Genomic DNA, 20,628 nt, shown 5'->3' on the forward strand with positions numbered 1-20,628 from the left:
CCCAAGGAGCGGCCCGCTGTACCTTAGCCAAAGCTGAAGCCTGCGCACAAGCGCAAATGCAGCATGCCGGGCGATAATCTGCCAAATCCGCCCGATTGCCCGGTTGCCATGTCGTCAAACCCTGAATCCGTTGTAGCACTTGACGCCGCGCTGCGCGGCCAGCTGGCCGATTACGCTCGCCGGCACCCCGAACACGCCGCCTTGGCTGACGAATTCAGCACATTGCTGGACGACCCGGAAAACCCCTTCCTGCGCGATCGCCTGGCTGGCCATTTCACCGGCAGTGCGTGGCTGGTCAGCGCCGATGGGGCGCGGGTGCTGCTGACCCACCACCGCAAGTTGAACCGCTGGCTGCAGCTGGGCGGCCATGCCGACGGCGTGCGCGACCTGGCCAGGGTGGCGCTGACCGAGGCCGAGGAGGAATCCGGCCTGACCGGGCTGGTGCTGGAGGACGGGGCGGTGCTGTTCGATATCGACAAGCACTGGATTCCGGAACGGCATGACGTGCCCGGCCACTGGCACTACGACGCGCGCTACGTGGTGCGGGCGGTGGGCAGCGAGGCCTTCGCGATCAGCGAGGAGTCGCTGGCGCTGGCATGGCGCGACGTCACCGACGTAGCCAATGCCGCGATCGCGACGCCGGACGGGGACGATTCGTTGCCGCGGATGGCCAGGCGCTGGTTGGCACGGTGACCGGGTAGGTTCGCATCCCGATCGACCGCCGACCGTGGTGCAACGTTCGGTGGTGGCATGAACGTTGGCGGAGACAACGCGTTTCGTTCGGAGGTCATGCCTTCGTCGCGCCGATCACCGTTAACGGCGGTCGATTGGGATGCGACCCTACCGTGCGCGTTTGCGCGCACGTCCGCGGCCGCCTCTGCGATCAGTAAAGAACGCGTGTGCGCAACGTGCCCGGAATTGCCGCCAGCTCTTCGCGCACGTCCGCGGCCTGTGCTTCGCTGGCGGTGATGTCGATCACCACGTAGCCCACCTTCGGGTCGGTACGCAGGAACTGGCCATCGATGTTGACATTGTGGCGCGAGAAGATCTCGTTGACCTTCGACAGCACGCCCGGCACGTTCTGGTGGATGTGCAGCAGGCGCAGGCTGTCTTCGTGCTCCGGCAAGGTCACTTCCGGGAAGTTGACCGCCGACAGGGTGCTGCCATTGTCGCTGTAACGCACCAGCTTGGCGGCTACTTCCACGCCGATGTTGTCCTGCGCCTCCAGGGTGCTGCCGCCCACGTGCGGGGTAAGGATGACATTGTCGTGCGCGGTCAGCGGTGACACGAAGGCATCGCCGTTGCCCTTGGGCTCCACCGGAAACACGTCCAGCGCCGCGCCACCGATGTGGCCCGAACGCAGCGCCGCATCCAGCGCATCGATGTCGACCACGGTGCCGCGCGCGGCGTTGATCAGGTGCGCGCCCGGGCGCATGCGCGCCAGCTGCGGCGCGCCGATCAGCCACTGGGTGGCCGGGGTTTCGGGCACGTGCACGGTGACGATATCGGCGCGGGCGAGCAGGTCGTCCAGATCGATGGCGGCGCGGGCGTTGCCCAGCGACAGCTTGGTTTCGATGTCGTGGAAGATCACCTGCATGCCCATGGCTTCGGCCATCACGCCGACCTGGGTGCCGATATGGCCATAGCCGATGATGCCCAGGGTCTTGCCACGCACTTCATGGCTGCCGGCGGCCGATTTGGACCAGCCGCCGCGATGGCATTCGGCGTTCTTCTGCGGAATGCCACGGGTGAGCATGATCGCTTCGGCAATCACCAGTTCGGCCACGCTGCGGGTGTTGGAGTAGGGCGCGTTGAACACCGGGATGCCGGCCAGTTCGGCCGCCTCCAGGTCAACCTGGTTGGTGCCGATGCAGAAGCAGCCCACCGCCATCAGGCGCTTTGCATGGGCCAGTACGTCGGCGCTGAGCTGGGTGCGCGAGCGGATGCCGACGATGTGCGCTTCGGCGATGCGCGCCTTCAGTTCGTCTTCGGGCAGCGCCTTGCTGTGCAGTTCGATCTGCGAATAGCCGGCCGCACTGAACACGTCGATGGCCGTCTGGCTCACCCCCTCCAGCAACAGCACGCGGATATCCTGCTTCGGGAATGAGGTTTTCTTCGGCGACATGGGCAAGCGGCAGCATGTTGGACGGGAGCTGCCCACTATGCCAGATCGGGGCGGGGATGGTGCGGTGCGCCATGGGGTGGTTTGACGGTTTCAGATGCGACCAATTGTGGGCGAGGTCGCACGACTAACAGTCGTGCGCTACCCTTTGGGATTGCCCTGGCTGCCTTGTTCACATGACCGATCCCCGCCTTGATTTGCTGTTGCAGGACTGCCCCGGGCTGCGGCTCACCACCGAGCCGGCCGAGCTGGAGCATTACGGACGGGATTGGACCCGGCGCTGGACGCCGGCGCCGCTGGCCATCGCATTGCCTGGCAGCGTGGAAGAGGTCCAGGCCATCCTGCGCTGGGCCAGTGCCCACGCCGTGGCCGTGGTGCCCTCCGGTGGGCGGACCGGCCTGAGCGGCGGCGCGGTCGCGGCCAACGGCGAGCTGGTGCTCAGCCTGGAGCGGATGAACAAGCCGCTGGCCTTCGACGCGGTGGACCGCACGCTGACCGTGCAGGCCGGCATGGCGCTGGAGGCCGTACACAACGCAGCGCTCGAACACGGCCTGATCTATCCGGTCGACTTCGCCGCGCGCGGCTCCTGCTCGATCGGGGGCAACATCGCCACCAATGCCGGCGGCATCCGGGTGATCCGCTACGGCAACACCCGCGAGTGGATTGCCGGGCTGAAGGTGGTCACCGCCAACGGCGAGCTGCTCGAGCTGAACAAGGGGCTGATCAAGAATTCCAGCGGTTACGATTTCCGCCAGCTGCTGATTGCGTCGGAAGGCACGCTGGGCGTAATCGTGGAAGCCACGCTCAAGCTCACCGATCCGCCGCCAGCCAGCAACGTGATGCTGCTGGCGCTGCCATCGTTCGAGGTACTGATGCAGGTGTTTGCCGCGTTCCGCGAGCGCATGCAGCTGCAGGCCTTCGAATTCTTCACCGACCGGGCGCTTGAGCATGTGCTGGCGCATGGTGCACAGGCGCCGTTCGCCGAGGTCCATCCGTTCTACGTGGTGACCGAATTCGCCGCCGGCGACGAGGTGCAGGAGGCCGCAGCGATGTCCGCGTTCGAGGCCTGCATGGAGCAGGGCTGGGTCAGCGATGGCGTGGTCAGCCAGAGTGATGCGCAGGCCGCCCAGCTGTGGCGCCTGCGCGAAGGGATCACCGAAGCGGTGGCGCGCTACAAGCCGTACAAGAATGATGTGTCGGTGCGGATTTCGTCCATGCCGGCGTTCATGGCACGCGCCCAGGCGCTGATTGGCGAGGCGTACCCGCACTTCGATGTGGTCTGGTTCGGCCATATCGGCGACGGCAACCTGCACATCAACGTGCTCAAGCCCGATACCACCGACGATGCGCAGTTCCTGCAGCAGTGCGAGCACGTGACCAAGCTGCTGGCGCAGGTGCTGAAGGACTTCGACGGCAGTATCTCGGCCGAACATGGCATCGGGCTGGTCAAGAAGAGCTACCTGGACAGCACCCGGGGCGAGGCGGAAATCGCGCTGATGAAGGCGGTCAAACGCACGTTTGATCCCCAAGGGTTGCTGAATCCGGGCAAGGTATTTGACCTGTAGCAGGCGACAGAATTTCACGCAGCCGATACGCTTTGCCACTTCCTGCCCTCAACGAACCCAAGATGAAGCGATCGATCCTGCTGTTTGCCGTGCTCGCCCTGCCGCTTTCGGCATTCGCCTCCAGCTTCGCCGGCTCCTCGGCGGGTTCGGCGTCCGGTGCCTCCTCGGCCGGCTCGTCCAGCTCGGACGACGACAAGGTGGTGGTGGACGCCCGCGAAGACGCAGCTGCGTTCGTGGCCACCGACGGCGCCATCCGTGGCGCCCGCCTGGAAGCGGCGCTCCTGCACCTGCGCGAAACCGGTGCCGCCCAGCGCGACGCCAGCGACATGCAGCTGGCCCAGGCCCTGCTGGCCCGCTGATGCAACCGCGCCGCTGGGCCCTGCGCCGATGCGCGGCGGTCCTGGCGGCGTTGCTGGCCGCCCCGGCCGCCCATGCCGCCCTGCAGCTTCAGCTGCAGGCGGACGGGCTTGATCCTGGCCAGCGGGCGAACGCCGAGCAGGTACTGCAGCAGGCGCCTGCGTTGCTGCCTGCGTCATGGCAGGCGCGCTTCGTCGCCCCGGTGACCATTTCCTGGTCGGACCGGCTACCCGAGTCTGTGCATGGCCGTGCCCGCAGGAACGCGATCACGCTGCGGCGCAACCTGCTGGATGAGGTGCAGCCCGGCCAGCCGCTGCCACGCGCGGTGCAGGCGGCGCTGATCCATGAACTGACCCACGTGCTGGACCGCGCCGTTGATGGCCGCTGGTCGAACACCGCCCGCTGGCGTGACCTGGCCGGCTGGCAGCGGCACCCGTGGCGATGGGGACGCGGTGGCAACGCGTTCACCGAACGCAGTCCCGACCCGTACGAGCGCCACAGCCCGGCCGAATACCTGGCGGTGAATGCCGAGCATTACCTGCTCGATGCCGATTTCGCGTGTCGCCGCCCGGCGCTGGCGGCGTGGTTTGCAGATCACATTGGCCCAGGGCCGCAGGCCGCGTGCGACCCGCGCGTGGCGCTGGTGCAGGCCGGCGATGTCACCGGCGAAGCCTCGTTGCTGGAGCTGGATCCGCAGCGGGTATATGCGGTGGACTACCTGCTGGCTGAGGGCAACGACCAGCTGATGAGCCGCTGGGGTCACAGCATGCTGCGCTTGGTGATCTGCGCGCCGGGGCGCCCGCGTGGCCCGGCGTGCCGGCTGGATCTGGCCGATCACCGGGTGCTGTCGTTCCGCGCGTTCGTCGGCGATGTCCAGATTTCCAGCTGGCGCGGGCTGACCGGCGCGTATCCGTCGCGGCTGTTTGTGCTGCCGCTCAACCAGGTGATCAACGAGTACACCCAGCTGGAGCTGCGCGGGCTGAAGTCGGTGCCGCTGGCGCTTGCGCCGGAGGATATCGCCAGCCTGATCGAACGCGTGGGACAGGTGCACTGGAGCTACGACGGGCGCTACCGCTTCATCAGCAACAACTGCGCGGTGGAAACCGGCAAGCTGCTGCAGGAAGGCGTGCCGCGCTGGGCCGATCCCGGCCTGAACCGGCTCAGCCCGGGCGGCCTGCTGCGCCGACTGACGCGTGAAGGGCGCGCCGATGCCACGGTGCTGGATGATCGCCGCGAGGCGATGCGCCAGGGCTATTACTTCCCGTCGGCGCAGGTGCACTACCAGCAGTTGTTCGATGTGGCGCGTGCGGAGCTTGACCTGCCTACCCGCAACGTCAGCACCTGGTTGCAGCTGCCGGCCGCGCAGCGCGCTGCATGGGCCGAGCGCGGTGGACTGCGCGCGACGTCAGCGTTGCTGCTGCTGGAGCAGGCCGCGCGCTACCGCGAAGAGCTGCGCGCGCGCGACGGGCTCAAGCGCGCGCTGGGCATGGCGGGCGAGGGCGGCGACAGCGCACTGGCCGCGCTGCTGGCACTGCTGGACGATGCCGGGCAGCTGGTCAATCCGGTGGGGCTGGTGGACAGCGGAGGGTATGGCCTGCCCATCGGCGAGGAACGCGCAGCCGCAGCCGCCGCGACCCGGCGAATCAGCGCACGCGGCGTGCCAGCCTGGGCGCAGCTGCAGGCGCAGATGCGGGCGAGGTTGCCGGCGGCGCAACAGCGCGAATTGCTGACGATTGATGACACCCTGGCAACGCTGGGCGACCGGATGCGCCAACTGGCGCGCGAGGGCTGACGGCGACGGCGACGGCGACGGCCAGGGCCGACGCCAATGCAACGCCAACGCCAACGCCAACGCCAACGCCGATAGAGCCCGGCCCTGCTTGGCTGAATGTCGGATCGCGACGTGGTCCTACTTTGCGCGAAGGGCAGCCAGGCAGCGCCTGGCTCTACCTCGCAAGCGAATGCAGAACGACCACCAATCGCTCCGGAGACCGGGATGAGACCAGCACGTCGTGGCTGGTTCGCGTTGGAATGAAAACTCGGCTCCGTTTGCCCGCCGTTGCTGCGAAGACCGGTCGCGCGGTGGAGGTCGAGAACCAACCCAGGTGAACGCCGGGAAGGCCGATCCCATTCTTTCGCCATCGGAGTTTCGGAGGGTCATTGAAGCCCAAGGCTTGCGCGTCCGCCGCTCGGACATCTGCGATAGGAATTTTCCGCCTGTATGGGAAGACGCCTACGGAGAGCTCCGTCTCGGTAATCTTGATCGTGCAGCAGAGCATGCTTCCAATCAAATACAGGACAAGTAGTACAGCCACAATCAGCCCGAATCCCGACCCGGTACCGTAGTCATAGACGAAGAAGAAGCCGGTGGCCGCGACCAGCAGTACAGCTACCGACCCAAGCGACCATGGGTTTATCAACGGTATGCGTTCGTTCCAGAGAATAGACGGGCTCACTTGCTGACTCCCGCTGCCCGCGCAGCGTACTGTGTAGCGACATCGACAAGCTCTTCGTCGTTGGATGGTGACCCGGACAGATAGCCGCACGTTCGAAGTGCAGAAATGATTGCCGTGCTCTCAGCCCTGAGCAGCCTCAGAATTCCCTCTCGGGCAATGCCTTCGTCTCCGGTGAGCGAAGCAATCTTCAACGTTCTCTCATAGTCTTGCATGAGGTCGGGATCGAGTCGGGAAATTCGTGATTCCCTCTGTCTGCTCGCACGCTGATTGTTGTTACTTTCGTCATCCGGGCCTGAAGTGAACACCCACGCGCCCACGGCCACCCAAAGAACAACGTACGCGGCAACGGTTACATACAAGGCAGCAATGCTGAGCGCGACGACTGCCTCTTGGCTACGTGTCGAGAGGTTCGAGGCGAAGATGTCCTTCACTACTGCAAGGTCTTCGGGGCTGATGTTTCCGCCAGAGGTCGTAGCCAGTCGGTGGAGAAGCTCCGAAGTTGTACCGCTGGCGCGGGAGGCAGCAATGATGTTCTCGATCTCCTCGGACTTCGACTTAAGTGCCACCTCAATCCTGCTGCTCAGGGAATCAGGCTTGAAGCCTGTGCTGAGCCCGGATGCCTCCAGAAGTCGAAAAGCAGATGAATAGTCGCCATTCTGCATGAACTTCGAGAAATCCGGGTCCACGGCTACAGCCAAAAGTGAGATCGTTTCATCCGTGACTGCTGAACTTCCGATATTGAAACCGGCTGAGTTCATGAATCCAGGCAGGTCGCTCAACAGCTTGCTAGCAGAGTCGCTCTCTGAGTGGGCTTGGGCGATTATGGTTGCGACACGGCTGTTTGCGTCCCAGAACTCCGCAGGCAGTCCCGATCTGGATATCAGAAGCTTCCCAATCATTGGGGGGCTTTCGCATGTGCCATCGACGATGCTGTGGCGGTGACTTGCTCCGGCGGGAAGTGCTGCGGCGGCGGCCGCAGCTGCGGCACTTTGCATGCCCCGCTTGATGAAGTCTCTACGGTTGGACATGGGTAACTCCTCGCTTGAGGTGCTTGTCCGCTTCGACGCGGATCGTGAATCGGGTGATCAGTTCGGGCATCATTCGCACTGCGGCTGCTTGCGCGTAGGCTGCAATTTCCGGATCACGATGCAGCAGGGTGCATGCTTGGCAGATGTGAACCACATCGTCCAGCTTGGACTGAAGGTGGCCGGGAGTCGATGCGGAGATGATCTGATGTGGCCCGTCGAGATGCAGCCAAATTTTCATGAGGTCATCCTGCTGCGCGTCGTACAGCTCCCTCATGTTGTTTCCGGAGTTGGCCCCAAGGTCAAGTTCTGGAATGCGCTCAAGTGTGAGTCCGCAACATGCAGAGAGGCGGTCATTCGGCTTGATGGTGATGTTGTTGAAAATCTGGGAGCAGCCTTTCCGGAGTTGGGTTCCGGAGTTTGGGGCGTGGCGGGCGCTCTCGCTGGAGTCGTAAGGCATCCAGCTATTGGAAATGATACGGAGCAGTCCAGTGTTGTTGAGGGTATGAATGCTTGGATGGGCGAGGAGTGATTCGAGGCATTTGCTCTCTGCAGAGTCGACCTCGACTGTGATCAATGTTGTGATTCGTTGCGAGATTGCGGCGGCTGCAGCTTGTACGATGCTTTCCTCCGGTACGAACTCTTGATGATCCAAGCCAGTGCTCAGATTCAACTCTTTGAGGCCGGAGGTCCTCAAGTCCCTTGCAAACGCCTCTGAGGTTTGTTGGCGTTTACCCCAGAATCCATTGGAGACGAGACGGGTGCCAAGACCAAGTTCCGACGCGAGTCTCACCGCATCATGCAGGTCTCCCTTGAGGAGAAGTGCCTCTCCTCCGCTGAATATGATCTGCCGAATGCTTGGAAATTTCGCTTTAGCTTCGTTGATGCGATCGAGAATCGCCTTCCCGGAGAGTCTCGTTGATAATCGTGGGTTCGACTGAAAACAGCAGTCCCTGCAGGACGCATTACATTTGTATGTAGGGAGAATCGTAAGGCTTGTTGGCTGGACACCTGTCTGCATGTTTCTCTCCGCAGCTGTGTTGGCTGAGATCTGAATCTGCATCAAACCTAAGTCGAAAACTGCCGACGCGTTCTCGCCGTTGCTGATGCGCGTCATCTACGACATGTTGTGGCGCAGTTCGCAGGTGATCCTCCACGGTGTGCTGGAGGCCAGAATGGAGACGACGAGCGTCCTGGGCGTTGTTGGGTCTGCGCGTGACTGGGGGAGCTCGTTGTCGAGTGTTGAAACGCTTGCTTGGTTGGGGAGCCGAATGCGCCAACTGGCCCGGGACTAAGGGTGGGGACACGCCATGCGCGTCCGCGCGGTGCCGCACGAAAGCAGACACGCATGGCGCATCCCTACGCATTTCACCCACGGTCACACCCGCAGGGCTAGGATCAGGGGCTGACCCAGAACATCGGCAAAGGAGTCGAACATGCGAATTTCTCCCCTTGTCTTGAGCGCGGCCGCGGCCCTCGGGCTGGCGGCCTGCCAGCCTGCGCAGCAGGCGGACTCAGCAGCGGCCGACCCGGCGGTCGGGACGCCTGCGCCGGCCGAGGCCCCTGCGGCGGATGCGGGTGGGTCGTTGGCGCCTGCGGCGCCCGCTGGCGGAACCGAGGCGCCGCCGGCCTTCCGCGCCACCGGCAACGAGCCGGGTTGGCTGGCGCAGGTCAGCGACGGGCCCAATCCGGTGCTGCGCGTGGAGACCGGCTACGGTGAGCAGAAGTACGATATCGCCTCGCCCACGCAGGGCAAGGACGGGTGGTCGGGCAAGGCCGCCGACGGTACCGAGATCAAGCTGAGTTACCAGCGCACGGTGTGCCAGGACAACATGAGCGGTCAGGAATTGGGCGCCACGGTGATGCTCACCGTGGGCGCCCGCCAATACCATGGGTGTGGCGATTTCGCCGGTGCGCCGGCGCAGAGCACGCGTCCCTGAGCGTAGCGACACGCCATGCGTGTCCCACGCAATGCCGAACGATAAAGAAAGCCGGGCAGGGCCCGGCTCTACCTCGGTCAATCCGCGCGACCTGCGAACTCGCCCGTTGCGGTATTCACCAGCACGCGTTCGCCGTTGGTGATGTACTCCGGCACCATGATCTCGATCCCGGTGCTCAGCTTGGCCGGCTTCGGGCGCTTGGTCGCGGTGCCGCCCTTCATTTCCGGCGGGGTCTCCACCACTTCCAGCACCACGCTGCTCGGCAGCTGCACGGCCACCGGCTGGTCATCGATGACCTGCACGTAGATGCCGGTCAGGCCGTCGGTGATGTAACCGGCGTCGTCGCCGATGACGTCGGCATCCAGCGTGTACGGGGTGTAATCCTCATCGTCCATGAACACGAACGCATCGCCGTCCTTGTACGAATAGGTGGACTGGCGGCGCAGCAGTTCGACTTCCGGCAGGTTGTCGTCGGCGTCGAAGCTGGCGTCCAGCTTGTTGCCACCCGGCACGCTGTACATGATGAAACGGAAGCGGACGTTGCCGCCGCGACCCTGCGGCGAGCTGCGCTCGATGTCGCGGATCTGGTACACGCCGTTGTTGTACTCGACGACGTTGCCTTTCTTGATGTCGTTGGCTTTCATGTAATGAAGGTCGGTTCGTGGGAGGTAGTGGTGCTTGCTTACTTGGGTGCCAGGCGCACCGCACCATCCAGGCGGATGGTCTCGCCGTTGAGGTAGGTGTTGGTCAGGATGTGGCCGACCAGGCCGGCGAAATCCTCCGGCTTGCCAAGGCGCGGCGGGAACGGGATGGACGCGGCCAGTGATTCCTGCACGGCCGGCGGCATGCCATCGACCATCGGGGTCCAGAATATGCCCGGGGCAATGGTCATCACGCGGATCCCGAAGCGCGACAGCTCGCGTGCCATCGGCAGGGTCATTCCGACCACGCCACCCTTGGAGGCGGCATAGGCGGCCTGGCCGATCTGGCCTTCATAAGCGGCCACGCTGGCGGTGTTGATGATCACGCCGCGCTCGCCATCGTCGCCGGCGGGGTTGTGCTGCATGCGGTTGGCCGCGGCCTTGGCCACGTTGAAGCTGCCCACCAGGTTGACCATGACGGTGTTCTGGAAGGTGGCCAGCGGCATGGGCGCTTCTTTGCCGAGCACGCGGCCAGCGCCCAGGATGCCGGCGCAGCTGACCACGGCGTTCAGGCCGCCCAGGAAGTCGTGCGCGGCGTCGATCTGCGCGGCCACCGCGGCTTCGTCGCTCACATTGGTGCTGAAGTAGCGGGCGTTGGCAGCGCCCAGTCCGGCAACGGCGGCGGCGCCCTTGTCGTCATTGAGGTCGAACAGGGCCACCTTGGCGCCGTGGGCGACCAGATGCTGGGCCACCGAGAGACCGAGGCCGGAAACACCGCCAGTGACGACGGCGCGGACGGAAGACAGCTGCATTGCACGATCCTGCAGGTTCAAGAGCCGCCGATTCTAGCGGATGCGGAGCCGTCCGCCGTTGTGCAGCGCAGGTCGGCGCTCAGCGGCGCAGCGGCAGGCGGCGGGCGAATTCGTCCGGGGACAGTCCGGGCGCGAACAGGAACCCCTGGCCGACGGTGACCCCCATGTCGTGCAGGAACCGGCGCTGTTCCTCTGATTCGATGCCTTCGGCCACCAGGCCCAGGCCCAGGCTGCGCGCGATCCCGCACACAGCCTCGCACACGGCCACGTCCGAGCGGTTGCCCGGCACGCCTTCGACGAACATCTGGCTGAGCTTGAGCCCGTGGATGGGCAACCGGCGCAGGTAATTGAGCGCGCTGTAGCCTTCGCCAAAGTCGTCGATGGTCAGCAACACGCCCATTTCGCGCAGGCGGGCGAAGGTCTGCAGGGTGTCGGGCGCATCTTCGATCAGCACCCGCTCGGTGAACTCAAGTTCCAGCGCGCTGCCGGGTAGACCATACTGGTCCAGCGCCTGGCGGACGTTGCGCGCCAGGTCCTCGCCGACGAACTGGCGGTAGGAGACGTTGACCGCCACCCGTACGATGCCCAGGCCTTCGTCCTGCCATTGACGCACCTGCCGGCAGGCTTCGTTGAGCACCCACAGCCCGATCCGCACGATGTCACCGGTGCTTTCGGCATGCCCGATGAAGATGTCCGGGCGCAGCTCGCCCAGCTGCGAGTTGCGCCAGCGGATCAGCGCTTCGGCGGCCACCAGCTGCCCGGTGTGCAGATTGACCTGGGGCTGGTAGACCAGGTGGAACTCGTCGTCGTCCAACGCGCGGTGCAGGCGGCTCTCGATCTGCAGGCGGTCGTGCTGGCGCTGCGCCAGTTCCGGGGAAAACACCTGCCAGCCGTTGCGGGTGCGCCGTTTGCAGTCGTACATCGCAATGTCGGCGTTCTGGATCAGCTGTTGCGGGCGCAGCCCATCCTGTGGCGCGCGGGCGATGCCGATGCTGGTGGTGACCGAGAACTCGTCGGCGCCGAACCGGAACGGGGTGGCGAAGGCGCGGGTGATGGCCTCGGCCAGGCGTTCAGGCTGGTCGGGCTGGTCGCGGGTATCGCACACCACCAGGAATTCGTCGCCGCCGAACCGCGCCACCAGGCCCTCGGTGCCGATCGCGGTGGAAATGCGCCGGGTGGCATCGATCAGCAGCTCGTCGCCGGCGTTATGGCCAAGCAGGTCGTTGACGGTCTTGAAGCGGTCCAGGTCGATGTACAGCACGCCCACCTTGCAGTGCGTGGGGCTGCCCATGCGGGTGGCCAGGTCGGTGAGCACCGCATCGCGGTTCATGATGCCGGTGAGCGGGTCGGTGCGGGCCTGGATGCGCAGGGTTTCCTCGGCGTGTTTGCGCGAGGTGATGTCCTGCACGGTGCCGGCGATGCGCGCGGCGTTGACGTCGCCGGCCTCGGCTTCACCGATCATGCGCACCCAGAACGAATGCCCGTCGCTGCGCTGGCCCTGCAGTTCCAGTTCGAACGGCACCTGGCGGTCGATCACGTCCAGCAGCGCCTGCTGCAGCTGCGCGCGGTCGTCCAGGCGCAGACACTCCATCAGGTGCGCCATGTCCTGCAGGGGCAGCTCCTGGCCAAGGATGCGCGCGGCTTCATCGGTGAGGTACAGGCGTTGCAGGCCGCGGTCCCATTCCCAGCCGCCGATGTGGGCCAGTGACTGTGCGCGGTCGAACAGGGTGTTGTTGCGCTTGAGCTCGGTGATGTCGCTGAACAGCCCGAACACATGGTCTGGGCAGTCGCGTCCATTGCTGTAGACCGGCACGTTGGTGGTGGAGATCCAGATCATGCGCCCGCGCGGGCGGTGGTACAGGCCCACAATGGTGCTGCGGACGATACGCCCGCGCAGCAGCGCTTCAGCAGCGGGCCATTGGTCGCGGGTGAGCGGGTGGCCATGTTCGTCCACGCTGATCCAGTCATCGGGAGCGAGCATCGCAGCCAGGCTGCCGCCATTGCCGTGTGTGCCCAGGATGCGGTGCGCGGCGGGATTGGCGGAAATCACACGCAGGTCGCGGTCGAACAGGATCACGCCCTTGTCGATGGATTCCATCAGCAGCCGGTAGCGCGATTCGGCCTGCCAGCGACTGCTCAGGTCACGGGCCACCGCCACGATGCAGTGCTCGCCCTGGTGCTCGAAGCCGGCCGAATGCACCTCCACCGGGAAGCGGCTGCCGTCGCCGCGCATGTTGGTGACCTCTATGACATAGGTTTCACCCCGGTGCAGCGCTTCCCAGACCGGGCCGAGGTGGTCGCTGGGCAGGTCCGGGTTGAGCAGTTCGATCGGTTTGCCGATGATGTCTTCGCGGCTGCGCCCGTAGGCGCGCACGCCGGCCTTGTTGAGATCCAGCACCACCCCGGATTCGCTGAGAATGCTGACCGGATCGGGGACTGCATCGAACAGGGCGGCGTAACGGCGCAAGGCCAGCTGGCGTTCGTCCATGGCTTCCTGCAGGGCCTGCTGCACGTGGCGAAGCAGGGCATGCACGTCCTCGCCCGGTGGCTGTGCCAGGGCCTGCTCCAGCGCCGCCAGCGCATGCACATGCGCGGCGAGGTGATCACCGACCGCTGCATCCGTGCGCGGGCGGCGGCGGCTCATGTCGCGGCCAGGGCCCTGCCGGCCTTGCTGCCGGTCTCGCGGCCGAGCCGTGCAGCCAGCCAGCGGCCGGTGGCGGCCAGCGCCGGCAGATCGATGCCGGTGCGCATGCCGATGCCGTGCAGCAGGTACACCACGTCCTCGCTGGCCACATTGCCGCTGGCGCCCTTGGCATAGGGACAACCCCCTGCACCGGACACGGCCGAATCGACCACGCGCACGCCTTCGTCCAGGCAGGCATCGATATTGGCCAGCGCCTGGCCGTAGGTGTCGTGGAAATGCACGGCCAGGGCGGCCATCGGGACTTCATTGGCTACCGCCCGCAGCATGGCGCGCGCCTTGCGCGGCGTGCCCACGCCGATGGTGTCGCCCAGCGAGATTTCGTAACACCCCATGTCGTGCAGCGCGCGCGCCACCCGCACCACCTCGCTGGTGGCGACGTCGCCCTGATAGGGGCAGCCGAGCACGGTGGACACGTAGCCGCGCACCTTGACCCCGTCGACCCGCGCACGCGCGAGGATGGGCGCGAAACGGGCCAGCGATTCGTCGATGCCGGCGTTGGTATTGGTGCGGTTGAAGGTTTCCGAGGCGGCGGTGAACACCGCCACCTCCTCCACGCCCACCGCGCGGGCACGATCGTAACCCTGCTCGTTGGGCACCAGCACCGGGTAGGCGATGCCCGGGCGGCGTTCGATGCCGGCGTAGACCTCGGCGGCATCGGCCAGCTGCGGTACCCAGCGCGGGCTGACGAAACTGGTGGCTTCAATGGTTCGCAGGCCAGTAAGCGAGAGCTGGCGGATCAGCTCGATCTTGTCGGCGGTGGCCACCGGCTGGGCTTCGTTCTGCAGTCCGTCGCGCGGACCGACTTCAACGATGCGCACGAAATCATCCATGCCGATGCTCCCCATGGGCGGGAAGACGCACAACCTGCAGTGGACGGGTGGAAGATGGGGTCACGGAAGTTCCTGGCGACGTGGAGCGGCCCAGGTTTCCCTGTGGGCCATGAAAGGGGGATACGCGGGATGGACGGCAAAGCGGCCAGCGCGTGGTCAGGTGGGCCGGTGGCAGACCGCTTCGACATTGTTGCCATCCGGATCCAGCACGAATGCCCCGTAATAGTCGGGGTGGTAGTGCCCGCGGATGCCGGGTGCGCCATTGTCGCGGCCGCCCGCGGCCAGCGCGGCGCGATGGAACGCATCCACCTCGGCGCGGCTGCCGGCGCTGAAGCCCACATGCACGCCGCCATGCGCCCCGGGCGTGCTGCCGATCCAGAAATCGGGCTTGCCGGTGCGGCCGAACCCGGCGTGGGCATCCGCGCCGGTCTGTTCGGCGCTGACTTCCATCACCACGCGGATGCCGAGAGGGGCCAGGGCCTGCTGGTAGAAGGCCAGGCTGCGCGCGAAATCGCTGCAGCGGATACCGATATGGTCGAGCATGGGACGTCCTTCAATCCTGGGTAACCCAATGGGGAGCGCGTTTGTCCAGGAAAGCGCCCAGGCCCTCCTGGCCTTCCTCGGACACCCGCAGGCGGGCGATCAGGGCGGCATTGTCGCGGTCGGTTGCGTCGCGGTCGCGACCGATCGTGACCCGGCGCACCAGTTCTTTGGCCGACGACGAGGCGATCGGCCCGGCCTTGTCGAGCACGCCCAGCTGGCGCTGGACCGCTTCGTCGATCCGTTCAGGCTCGATCAGCTGGTGGACCAGGCCGATGCGCAGGGCGGTGTCGGCGTCGAAATGCTCACCGGTGGCGAACCAGCGCCGCGCCTGGCGGGGGCCGATCGCGTCGATCACATAGGGAGAAATCACCGCCGGCAGCAGGCCCAGCCGGCTTTCGGTCAGGCCGAAGCGGGCGGTGGTGCTGGCAATGGCGATGTCACAGCAGGCCACCAGGCCTACTCCGCCGCCGAACGCCGCCCCGTGCACGCGGGCGATGGTCGGCTTGGGCAGTTCATCCAGGTTGCGCATCAGCCGGGCAAGTGCCAGCGAATCCTGGCGGTTGTCTTCCTCGCTGGCGGCGGCCATGCCGCGCATCCACTGCATGTCGGCACCGGCCGAGAATGAGGCCCCGGTGGCGGCCAGCACCACCGCACGCACCTGCTCGTCGCGGCCGGCCGCTTCCAGTGCGGCGGTGAGCTGGGCGATCAGCCCGGCATCGAAGGCGTTGTGCAGGGTAGGGCGGTTAAGCCACAGGGTCAGCACGGCCGCGCTGCGTTCAATTCGTAAAGCGTCACTCATCGGGGGCCTGCGCCTGCTCCATACATGTATGGATCATAGCGGCCCACGGCGGCCGGGCCATGACGCGGCGCGGCGATGCTAGAATTGATAACCATTCTTATCGACCGAAGGCGACCTGTGACGTTGTCCGATCTGCCGCTGCACGGCTCCGCTCTGGTGGAATCGGTGCGCGACCTCCATGCAAACGACGCCATCGCCCGCCGGCTCAGGGAACTGGGCTTTGTCAAAGGTGAAGATGTGCGCCTGGTGGCCCGTGGTCCCATCGGCGGCGAACCGCTGCTGGTGCAGGTCGGGTTCACCCGTTTCGCGCTGCGGATTTCCGAAGCCAGGCGCATCGACATCACACCGGTGGCAGAAGGAGCGGCCGCATGAGCGCTGCCGCCACCCTGCGCATTGCCCTGGTCGGCAACCCCAACAGCGGCAAGACCGCGCTGTTCAACCAGCTCACCGGCAGTCGCCAGAAGGTCGCCAATTACACCGGCGTGACCGTGGAGCGCAAGGAAGGCCGCCTGCGCGCGCCGTCCGGGCGTGAATTCGCCGTACTCGACCTGCCGGGCGCCTACAGCCTGCAGCCGGCCAGCCTGGACGAAGCGATCACCCGCGACCTGTGCCGGGGCTTCTACCCGGGCGAGGCCGCGCCCGACGTGCTGCTGTGCGTGATCGACGCCACCAACCTGCGCCTGCACCTGCGCTTCGCGCTGGAACTGCGTGAGCTGGGCAAGCCGATGATCGTGGCGCTGAACATGGTGGATGCGGCCGAGCGCCGTGGCATCCAGATCGACGTGCCTGCGCTGGAACAGGCCCTGGGCGTGCCGGTGGTGGAAACCGTGGCGGTGCGCCGCAACGGCGCCCACGCGCTGGTCGAACGGCTGGATGCGATGGTGCCGCATCTGGATGCCCCGCGGGTGGCGGCCGTTGCCGGAGAAGCGGACTACCACGCCCAGGTGCGCGGCATCCTCTCCGCCGCGGTCAGCATGCCCACCCGTACCGCGAAGATCGACGACGCGCTGGACCGCTGGCTGCTGCACCCGGTGTTCGGCTTGATGACCCTGATCGTGGTCATGTTCCTGATCTTCCAGGCGGTATTCGCCTGGGCCACGCCGATGATGGACGGCATCGAGGCCGCCTTCGGCTGGCTGGGCGAAGTGGTAGGTGCCAACCTGCCGCCGGGCCCGCTGACCAGCCTGCTCACCGACGGCATCATCGCCGGCGTGGGCGGAGTGGTGGTGTTCCTGCCGCAGATCCTGATCCTGTTCGCCTTCATCCTGGCGCTGGAAGAGTCGGGCTACCTGCCGCGCGCGGCCTTCCTGCTCGACCGCATGATGGCCTCGGCCGGCCTGTCGGGGCGCTCGTTCATCCCGCTGCTGTCCAGCTTCGCCTGCGCGGTGCCCGGCATCATGGCCACCCGCAGCATCCAGGACCCGCGTGACCGCCTGGCCACCATCCTGGTGGCGCCGCTGATGACCTGCTCGGCGCGCCTGCCGGTGTACGCCCTGCTGATCGGCGCGTTCATCCCGCAGAAGACCCTGTGGGGCTTCGTCAGCCAGCAGGGCCTGATCCTGTTCGCCCTGTATGCGGCCGGCATCTTCAGCGCCCTGGTGATGTCATGGGTGATGAAGAAGTGGCGCCGCGACAAGAGCGAGCACCCCCTCATGCTCGAACTGCCGTCCTACCGCATCCCGCACCCGCGCGACCTGGCCGTGGGCCTGTACGAGCGCGGCATGATCTTCCTCAAGCGCGTGGGTGGCATCATCCTGGCGCTGACCATCCTGCTGTGGGTGCTGCTGTCGTTCCCGGGTGCCCCCGAAAACGCCACCATGCCGGCCATCGACTACAGCTTCGCCGGCCAGATCGGCCACGCCATGGCCGTGTTCTTCGCCCCGCTGGGCTTCAACTGGCAGATCTGCATCGCGCTGATCCCCGGCATGGGCGCCCGCGAAGTGGCCGTCTCCTCGCTGGCCACCATCTACGCCCTGTCCGCCGCCGACGACGACGCCGCCATCCAGGCCCTGACCCCGGTGGTCGCCAACGGCTGGTCGCTGGCCACCGGCCTGTCCCTGCTGGTGTGGTTCATCTACGCCCCCATGTGCATCTCCACCCTGGCCACCATCAAGCGCGAAACCAACTCCTGGAAGCAGGTCGGCTTTGCCACCTTCTACCTGTTCGCGGCCGCCTACGTCGCCGCACTGGTCACCTACCAGGTGACCGTGGCCCTGGGCGGCGGCTGATATGGGCACCGGCCTGCTCCTGCAGTACATCGTCGTCGCGCTGATCGTCCTGATCAGCGCCTGGGTAGTGCTGAAAAAGCAGTTCCCGGGCACCGTACGCAAAGCGCGCGGTGCAATAGCGCTGGGCCTGATCAAGCCCGAGCGCTCAAACTGGCTTCAGGCACTAGGCCGAAAGATCGCACCACCGGCCACCGGCAGTGGCGGTGCATGCGGTGGTTGCGACAGCTGTGGTCCAACACCGCCCAAGCAGCATTGATTGATCCAGGCTCCACGCTCTTGCTGTCCGTCATCGACAATCTGAAGAGGGCGGGGCCGGGGTAGGTTTGCGGGGGTGTGAGCGGCATGGATGCCGCGACCAAGCCCCCATGGACGGGTTCACGGCGTCCCCCGCGGGCCTACCCCGGACCCGCCCAGCCAGACGGCAACGCAGAGCCGACGCTTTTGAAGTTGACGTTTGAAGTTGACGTTGATTTTAACGTTGCCCAATCCAAACCCTTTCGCTAGCCTGCGGGCATGACTACTCCCCCGATCCGTTTGCTCATCCACGGCGCCTCCGGCCGCATGGGCCAGGCCCTGCTGCGCCTGGCGGCCGAACGCGACGACCTGCAGGTCGTTGCCGCCGTCACCCGCCGCTCGCCCGCCCAGCGCGTGGTCGACGGCGTCCCGCATTTCGCCGCCAGTGAACTCCACGGCGCGCCCCAGTTCGACGTCGCCATCGACTTCAGCCTGCCCGAAGGCTTCGACCCCGTCCTGGCCCTGTGCGTCGAGCGCGGCGCAGGGCTCGTTTCCGGCACCACCGGCATCAGCGAAACCCAGCGCCAGGCCCTGATCCAGGCCGCCACCCGGATCCCGCTCGTATGGGCCTCCAACTTCAGCCTCGGCGTGGCCGTGCTCGATGAACTGGTCGAACGCGCCGCCGCCGCCCTGGCCGGCTGGGACTGCGACATCGTCGAATCCCACCACGTCCATAAACAGGACGCCCCCTCCGGCACCGCACTCACCCTGGGCGCCGCGGCGCAGAAGGGCGGCGCCCAGCCGCACTACGCCAGCCTGCGCGCCGGCGACATCGTCGGCGAACACCTCGTCCAGTTCACCGGTCTCGGCGAGCGCATCGAACTGACCCACCGCGCCACCAACCGCGACATCTTCGCCCGTGGCGCCCTGTTCGCCGCCGTACAGCTGAACGGGCGCGCCCCCGCCAGCTACCGCGTCCGCGACCTGCTCGCCGGCAGCGCAGCCTGAACGCGCGCACTGGCCACGCCTGAACCCCAGGATGGCCGGACACCCCCGTACGCTGGCGATTGCAAGCAAACGCTGGCGTTGGAGGGGGGTTGCCTTTACAATTCCCGCTCGCCGAATCACGACAGCCGGACCGGTCCCGCACCGCAGTCCGCGCTTTTTTGCAACCGCTTTTCCGTGAAGCGTGGCGTGACTTCGGTGACCCCTCGGTAGCCAAAGTGAGATTCCCGTGACCCAAGCCGCAATCCTCGTCCTCGAAGACGGCACCGTATTCGAGGGCGAATCCGTAGGCGCGCCCGGCCTGTCCGTCGGTGAGGTGGTGTTCAACACCGCCATGACCGGTTACCAGGAAGTGCTGACTGATCCCTCCTACGCCCGGCAGATGGTCACGCTGACCTACCCGCATATCGGCAATACCGGCCTTACCGACCAGGACGACGAAGCCCGCAAGGTGTGGTCGGCCGGCCTGATCGTGCGCGACGTGCCGCGCCGTCCCAGCAACTGGCGCAGCCAGGTTTCGCTGCAGGACTGGCTGCTGCAGCGTGGCGTGGTCGCCATTTCCGGCATCGACACCCGCAAGCTCACCCGCATCCTGCGCGAGCGCGGCGCGCAGAACGGCGCGCTGATGGCCGGTGACGACATCAACGTGGACATCGCCCTGGAAGCGGCCCGCAAGTTCCCGGGCCTGAAGGGCATGGACCTGGCCAAGGTAACGAGCACCGACAAGGCTTACAGCTGGAACGAGGGCCAGCTCGACCTGGATTCCAACACGTTCGTCAGCGCCGCCCCGCAGTACAAGGTGGTGGCCTATGACTTCGGCGCCAAGCTCAACATCCTGCGCATGCTGGCCGAACGCGGCTGCGACATCACCGTGGTGCCGGCCCAGACGCCGGCTGCCGAAGTGCTGGCGATGAACCCGGATGGCGTGTTCCTGTCCAACGGCCCGGGCGACCCGGAACCGTGCGACTACGCCATTGAAGCAATCAAGGTGTTCCTGGACAGGAAGGTGCCGGTGTTCGGCATCTGCCTCGGCCACCAGCTGCTGGCACTGGCCTCCGGCGCCAGGACCGTCAAGATGGGTCACGGCCACCACGGTGCCAACCACCCGGTGCAGGACCTGGACGATGGCCGCGTGATGATCACTTCCCAGAACCATGGCTTCGCGGTGGATGAAGCGACCCTGCCGGCCACCCTGCGCGTGACCCACCGCTCGCTGTTCGACGGCACCAACCAGGGCATCGCCCGCACCGACGTGCCGGCGTTCTCCTTCCAGGGCCACCCCGAAGCCTCGCCGGGTCCACACGACGTCAGCCCGCTGTTCGACCGCTTCATCACTCTGATGGCGCAGGCCAAGGCCTGATTCGAGA

At 66.1% G+C, this 20,628-nt stretch carries 19 protein-coding genes; 10 read left to right on the forward strand and 9 right to left on the reverse strand.

Annotation, left to right across the window (positions count from 1 at the left end; genetic code table 11):
* Positions 1–108: 108 nt before the first annotated feature.
* Complete coding sequence (locus ACTJI4_RS08060) at positions 109–693, forward strand: NUDIX hydrolase (RefSeq protein WP_392917075.1); 585 nt, start codon at positions 109–111, stop codon at positions 691–693.
* 190 nt (positions 694–883) lie between these two features.
* Here ACTJI4_RS08060 and serA read toward each other — a convergent pair whose 3' ends face one another.
* Positions 884–2,125: a phosphoglycerate dehydrogenase gene (gene serA, locus ACTJI4_RS08065; RefSeq protein WP_440868991.1), complete on the reverse strand. Its 1,242-nt coding sequence runs from the start codon at positions 2,123–2,125 to the stop codon at positions 884–886.
* A 173-nt stretch (positions 2,126–2,298) separates the two neighbouring features.
* Here serA and ACTJI4_RS08070 point away from each other — a divergent pair, with 173 nt between their 5' ends.
* From ACTJI4_RS08070 to ACTJI4_RS08080, 3 genes are all read left to right on the forward strand, one after another.
* Positions 2,299–3,687 carry an FAD-binding oxidoreductase gene (locus ACTJI4_RS08070; RefSeq protein WP_440868992.1) on the forward strand — a complete coding sequence of 463 codons (1,389 nt, stop codon included), beginning with the start codon at positions 2,299–2,301 and terminating at the stop codon, positions 3,685–3,687.
* 62 nt (positions 3,688–3,749) lie between these two features.
* A complete protein-coding gene (locus ACTJI4_RS08075; protein WP_068851491.1) occupies positions 3,750–4,046 on the forward strand; it encodes a DUF2388 domain-containing protein in 297 nt (98 codons plus the stop codon).
* Positions 4,046–5,836 (forward strand): DUF7844 domain-containing protein, encoded by a 1,791-nt coding sequence (locus ACTJI4_RS08080; RefSeq protein ID WP_440868993.1) that lies wholly within the window; start codon positions 4,046–4,048, stop codon positions 5,834–5,836. Before ACTJI4_RS08075 ends, ACTJI4_RS08080 begins: the two co-directional genes overlap by 1 nt.
* Before the next feature lie 660 nt (positions 5,837–6,496).
* Here the strand turns inward: ACTJI4_RS08080 and ACTJI4_RS08085 are convergent.
* Positions 6,497–7,528, reverse strand: a complete 1,032-nt coding sequence (locus ACTJI4_RS08085) for a twin-arginine translocation signal domain-containing protein (RefSeq protein WP_440868994.1) — start codon at positions 7,526–7,528, stop codon at positions 6,497–6,499.
* A complete protein-coding gene (locus ACTJI4_RS08090; RefSeq protein ID WP_440868995.1) occupies positions 7,515–8,642 on the reverse strand; it encodes a radical SAM protein in 1,128 nt (375 codons plus the stop codon). The genes ACTJI4_RS08085 and ACTJI4_RS08090 overlap by 14 nt, the downstream gene beginning before the upstream one ends.
* Before the next feature lie 319 nt (positions 8,643–8,961).
* Between ACTJI4_RS08090 and ACTJI4_RS08095 the strand changes: the two genes are divergently transcribed.
* Positions 8,962–9,465, forward strand: a complete 504-nt coding sequence (locus tag ACTJI4_RS08095) for a hypothetical protein (RefSeq protein WP_392917095.1) — start codon at positions 8,962–8,964, stop codon at positions 9,463–9,465.
* Positions 9,466–9,542: 77 nt separating this feature from the next.
* Here ACTJI4_RS08095 and yeiP read toward each other — a convergent pair whose 3' ends face one another.
* The 6 genes from yeiP to ACTJI4_RS08125 form a co-directional block, all read right to left on the reverse strand.
* Positions 9,543–10,109 carry an elongation factor P-like protein YeiP gene (gene yeiP / locus ACTJI4_RS08100; RefSeq protein ID WP_392917098.1) on the reverse strand — a complete coding sequence of 189 codons (567 nt, stop codon included), beginning with the start codon at positions 10,107–10,109 and terminating at the stop codon, positions 9,543–9,545.
* Between the two features lie 38 nt (positions 10,110–10,147).
* On the reverse strand, positions 10,148–10,918 hold the full coding sequence (locus ACTJI4_RS08105) for an SDR family NAD(P)-dependent oxidoreductase (RefSeq protein WP_392917101.1): 771 nt from the start codon (positions 10,916–10,918) through the stop codon (positions 10,148–10,150).
* A 79-nt stretch (positions 10,919–10,997) separates the two neighbouring features.
* Positions 10,998–13,562 carry a sensor domain-containing protein gene (locus ACTJI4_RS08110; RefSeq protein WP_392917104.1) on the reverse strand — a complete coding sequence of 855 codons (2,565 nt, stop codon included), beginning with the start codon at positions 13,560–13,562 and terminating at the stop codon, positions 10,998–11,000.
* Entirely contained in the window at positions 13,559–14,452 is an 894-nt protein-coding gene (locus tag ACTJI4_RS08115) for a hydroxymethylglutaryl-CoA lyase (RefSeq protein ID WP_392917107.1), read from the reverse strand. The genes ACTJI4_RS08110 and ACTJI4_RS08115 overlap by 4 nt, the downstream gene beginning before the upstream one ends.
* Positions 14,453–14,608: 156 nt before the next feature.
* Positions 14,609–14,995, reverse strand: coding sequence for a VOC family protein (locus ACTJI4_RS08120; protein ID WP_440868996.1), 387 nt, complete (start codon positions 14,993–14,995; stop codon positions 14,609–14,611).
* Positions 14,996–15,005: 10 nt separating this feature from the next.
* Positions 15,006–15,794, reverse strand: a complete 789-nt coding sequence (locus ACTJI4_RS08125; RefSeq protein ID WP_440868997.1) for an enoyl-CoA hydratase-related protein — start codon at positions 15,792–15,794, stop codon at positions 15,006–15,008.
* A gap of 117 nt (positions 15,795–15,911) precedes the next feature.
* On the opposite strand from ACTJI4_RS08125, the gene ACTJI4_RS08130 reads away from it, so the two are divergent.
* From ACTJI4_RS08130 to carA, 5 genes are all read left to right on the forward strand, one after another.
* A complete protein-coding gene (locus ACTJI4_RS08130; RefSeq protein WP_392917592.1) occupies positions 15,912–16,166 on the forward strand; it encodes a FeoA family protein in 255 nt (84 codons plus the stop codon).
* A complete protein-coding gene (gene feoB, locus ACTJI4_RS08135; RefSeq protein WP_440868998.1) occupies positions 16,163–18,022 on the forward strand; it encodes a ferrous iron transport protein B in 1,860 nt (619 codons plus the stop codon). The genes ACTJI4_RS08130 and feoB overlap by 4 nt, the downstream gene beginning before the upstream one ends.
* A gap of 1 nt (position 18,023) precedes the next feature.
* Complete coding sequence (locus ACTJI4_RS08140; RefSeq protein WP_440868999.1) at positions 18,024–18,278, forward strand: DUF6587 family protein; 255 nt, start codon at positions 18,024–18,026, stop codon at positions 18,276–18,278.
* A 257-nt stretch (positions 18,279–18,535) separates the two neighbouring features.
* Complete coding sequence (gene dapB / locus ACTJI4_RS08145) at positions 18,536–19,264, forward strand: 4-hydroxy-tetrahydrodipicolinate reductase (protein WP_440869000.1); 729 nt, start codon at positions 18,536–18,538, stop codon at positions 19,262–19,264.
* A gap of 226 nt (positions 19,265–19,490) precedes the next feature.
* Entirely contained in the window at positions 19,491–20,621 is a 1,131-nt protein-coding gene (gene carA / locus ACTJI4_RS08150; RefSeq protein WP_440869001.1) for a glutamine-hydrolyzing carbamoyl-phosphate synthase small subunit, read from the forward strand.
* Positions 20,622–20,628: the final 7 nt, after the last annotated feature.

Origin of the sequence: Stenotrophomonas sp. 22385, from assembly GCF_052045085.1 — a bacterium.
Taxonomy (GTDB): domain Bacteria; phylum Pseudomonadota; class Gammaproteobacteria; order Xanthomonadales; family Xanthomonadaceae; genus Stenotrophomonas.

What these genes read in the sequence shown, in the direction of transcription:
- ACTJI4_RS08060 (WP_392917075.1), top strand. Translation starts at nt 109, where the DNA reads ATGTCGTCAAACCCTGAATCCGTTGTAGCACTTGACGCCGCGCTGCGC.
- serA (WP_440868991.1), bottom strand. Translation starts at nt 2,125, where the DNA reads ATGTCGCCGAAGAAAACCTCATTCCCGAAGCAGGATATCCGCGTGCTG.
- ACTJI4_RS08070 (WP_440868992.1), top strand. Translation starts at nt 2,299, where the DNA reads ATGACCGATCCCCGCCTTGATTTGCTGTTGCAGGACTGCCCCGGGCTG.
- ACTJI4_RS08075 (WP_068851491.1), top strand. Translation starts at nt 3,750, where the DNA reads ATGAAGCGATCGATCCTGCTGTTTGCCGTGCTCGCCCTGCCGCTTTCG.
- ACTJI4_RS08080 (WP_440868993.1), top strand. Translation starts at nt 4,046, where the DNA reads ATGCAACCGCGCCGCTGGGCCCTGCGCCGATGCGCGGCGGTCCTGGCG.
- ACTJI4_RS08085 (WP_440868994.1), bottom strand. Translation starts at nt 7,528, where the DNA reads ATGTCCAACCGTAGAGACTTCATCAAGCGGGGCATGCAAAGTGCCGCA.
- ACTJI4_RS08090 (WP_440868995.1), bottom strand. Translation starts at nt 8,642, where the DNA reads ATGACGCGCATCAGCAACGGCGAGAACGCGTCGGCAGTTTTCGACTTA.
- ACTJI4_RS08095 (WP_392917095.1), top strand. Translation starts at nt 8,962, where the DNA reads ATGCGAATTTCTCCCCTTGTCTTGAGCGCGGCCGCGGCCCTCGGGCTG.
- yeiP (WP_392917098.1), bottom strand. Translation starts at nt 10,109, where the DNA reads ATGAAAGCCAACGACATCAAGAAAGGCAACGTCGTCGAGTACAACAAC.
- ACTJI4_RS08105 (WP_392917101.1), bottom strand. Translation starts at nt 10,918, where the DNA reads ATGCAGCTGTCTTCCGTCCGCGCCGTCGTCACTGGCGGTGTTTCCGGC.
- ACTJI4_RS08110 (WP_392917104.1), bottom strand. Translation starts at nt 13,562, where the DNA reads ATGAGCCGCCGCCGCCCGCGCACGGATGCAGCGGTCGGTGATCACCTC.
- ACTJI4_RS08115 (WP_392917107.1), bottom strand. Translation starts at nt 14,452, where the DNA reads ATGGATGATTTCGTGCGCATCGTTGAAGTCGGTCCGCGCGACGGACTG.
- ACTJI4_RS08120 (WP_440868996.1), bottom strand. Translation starts at nt 14,995, where the DNA reads ATGCTCGACCATATCGGTATCCGCTGCAGCGATTTCGCGCGCAGCCTG.
- ACTJI4_RS08125 (WP_440868997.1), bottom strand. Translation starts at nt 15,794, where the DNA reads ATGAGTGACGCTTTACGAATTGAACGCAGCGCGGCCGTGCTGACCCTG.
- feoB (WP_440868998.1), top strand. Translation starts at nt 16,163, where the DNA reads ATGAGCGCTGCCGCCACCCTGCGCATTGCCCTGGTCGGCAACCCCAAC.
- ACTJI4_RS08140 (WP_440868999.1), top strand. Translation starts at nt 18,024, where the DNA reads ATGGGCACCGGCCTGCTCCTGCAGTACATCGTCGTCGCGCTGATCGTC.
- dapB (WP_440869000.1), top strand. Translation starts at nt 18,536, where the DNA reads ATGACTACTCCCCCGATCCGTTTGCTCATCCACGGCGCCTCCGGCCGC.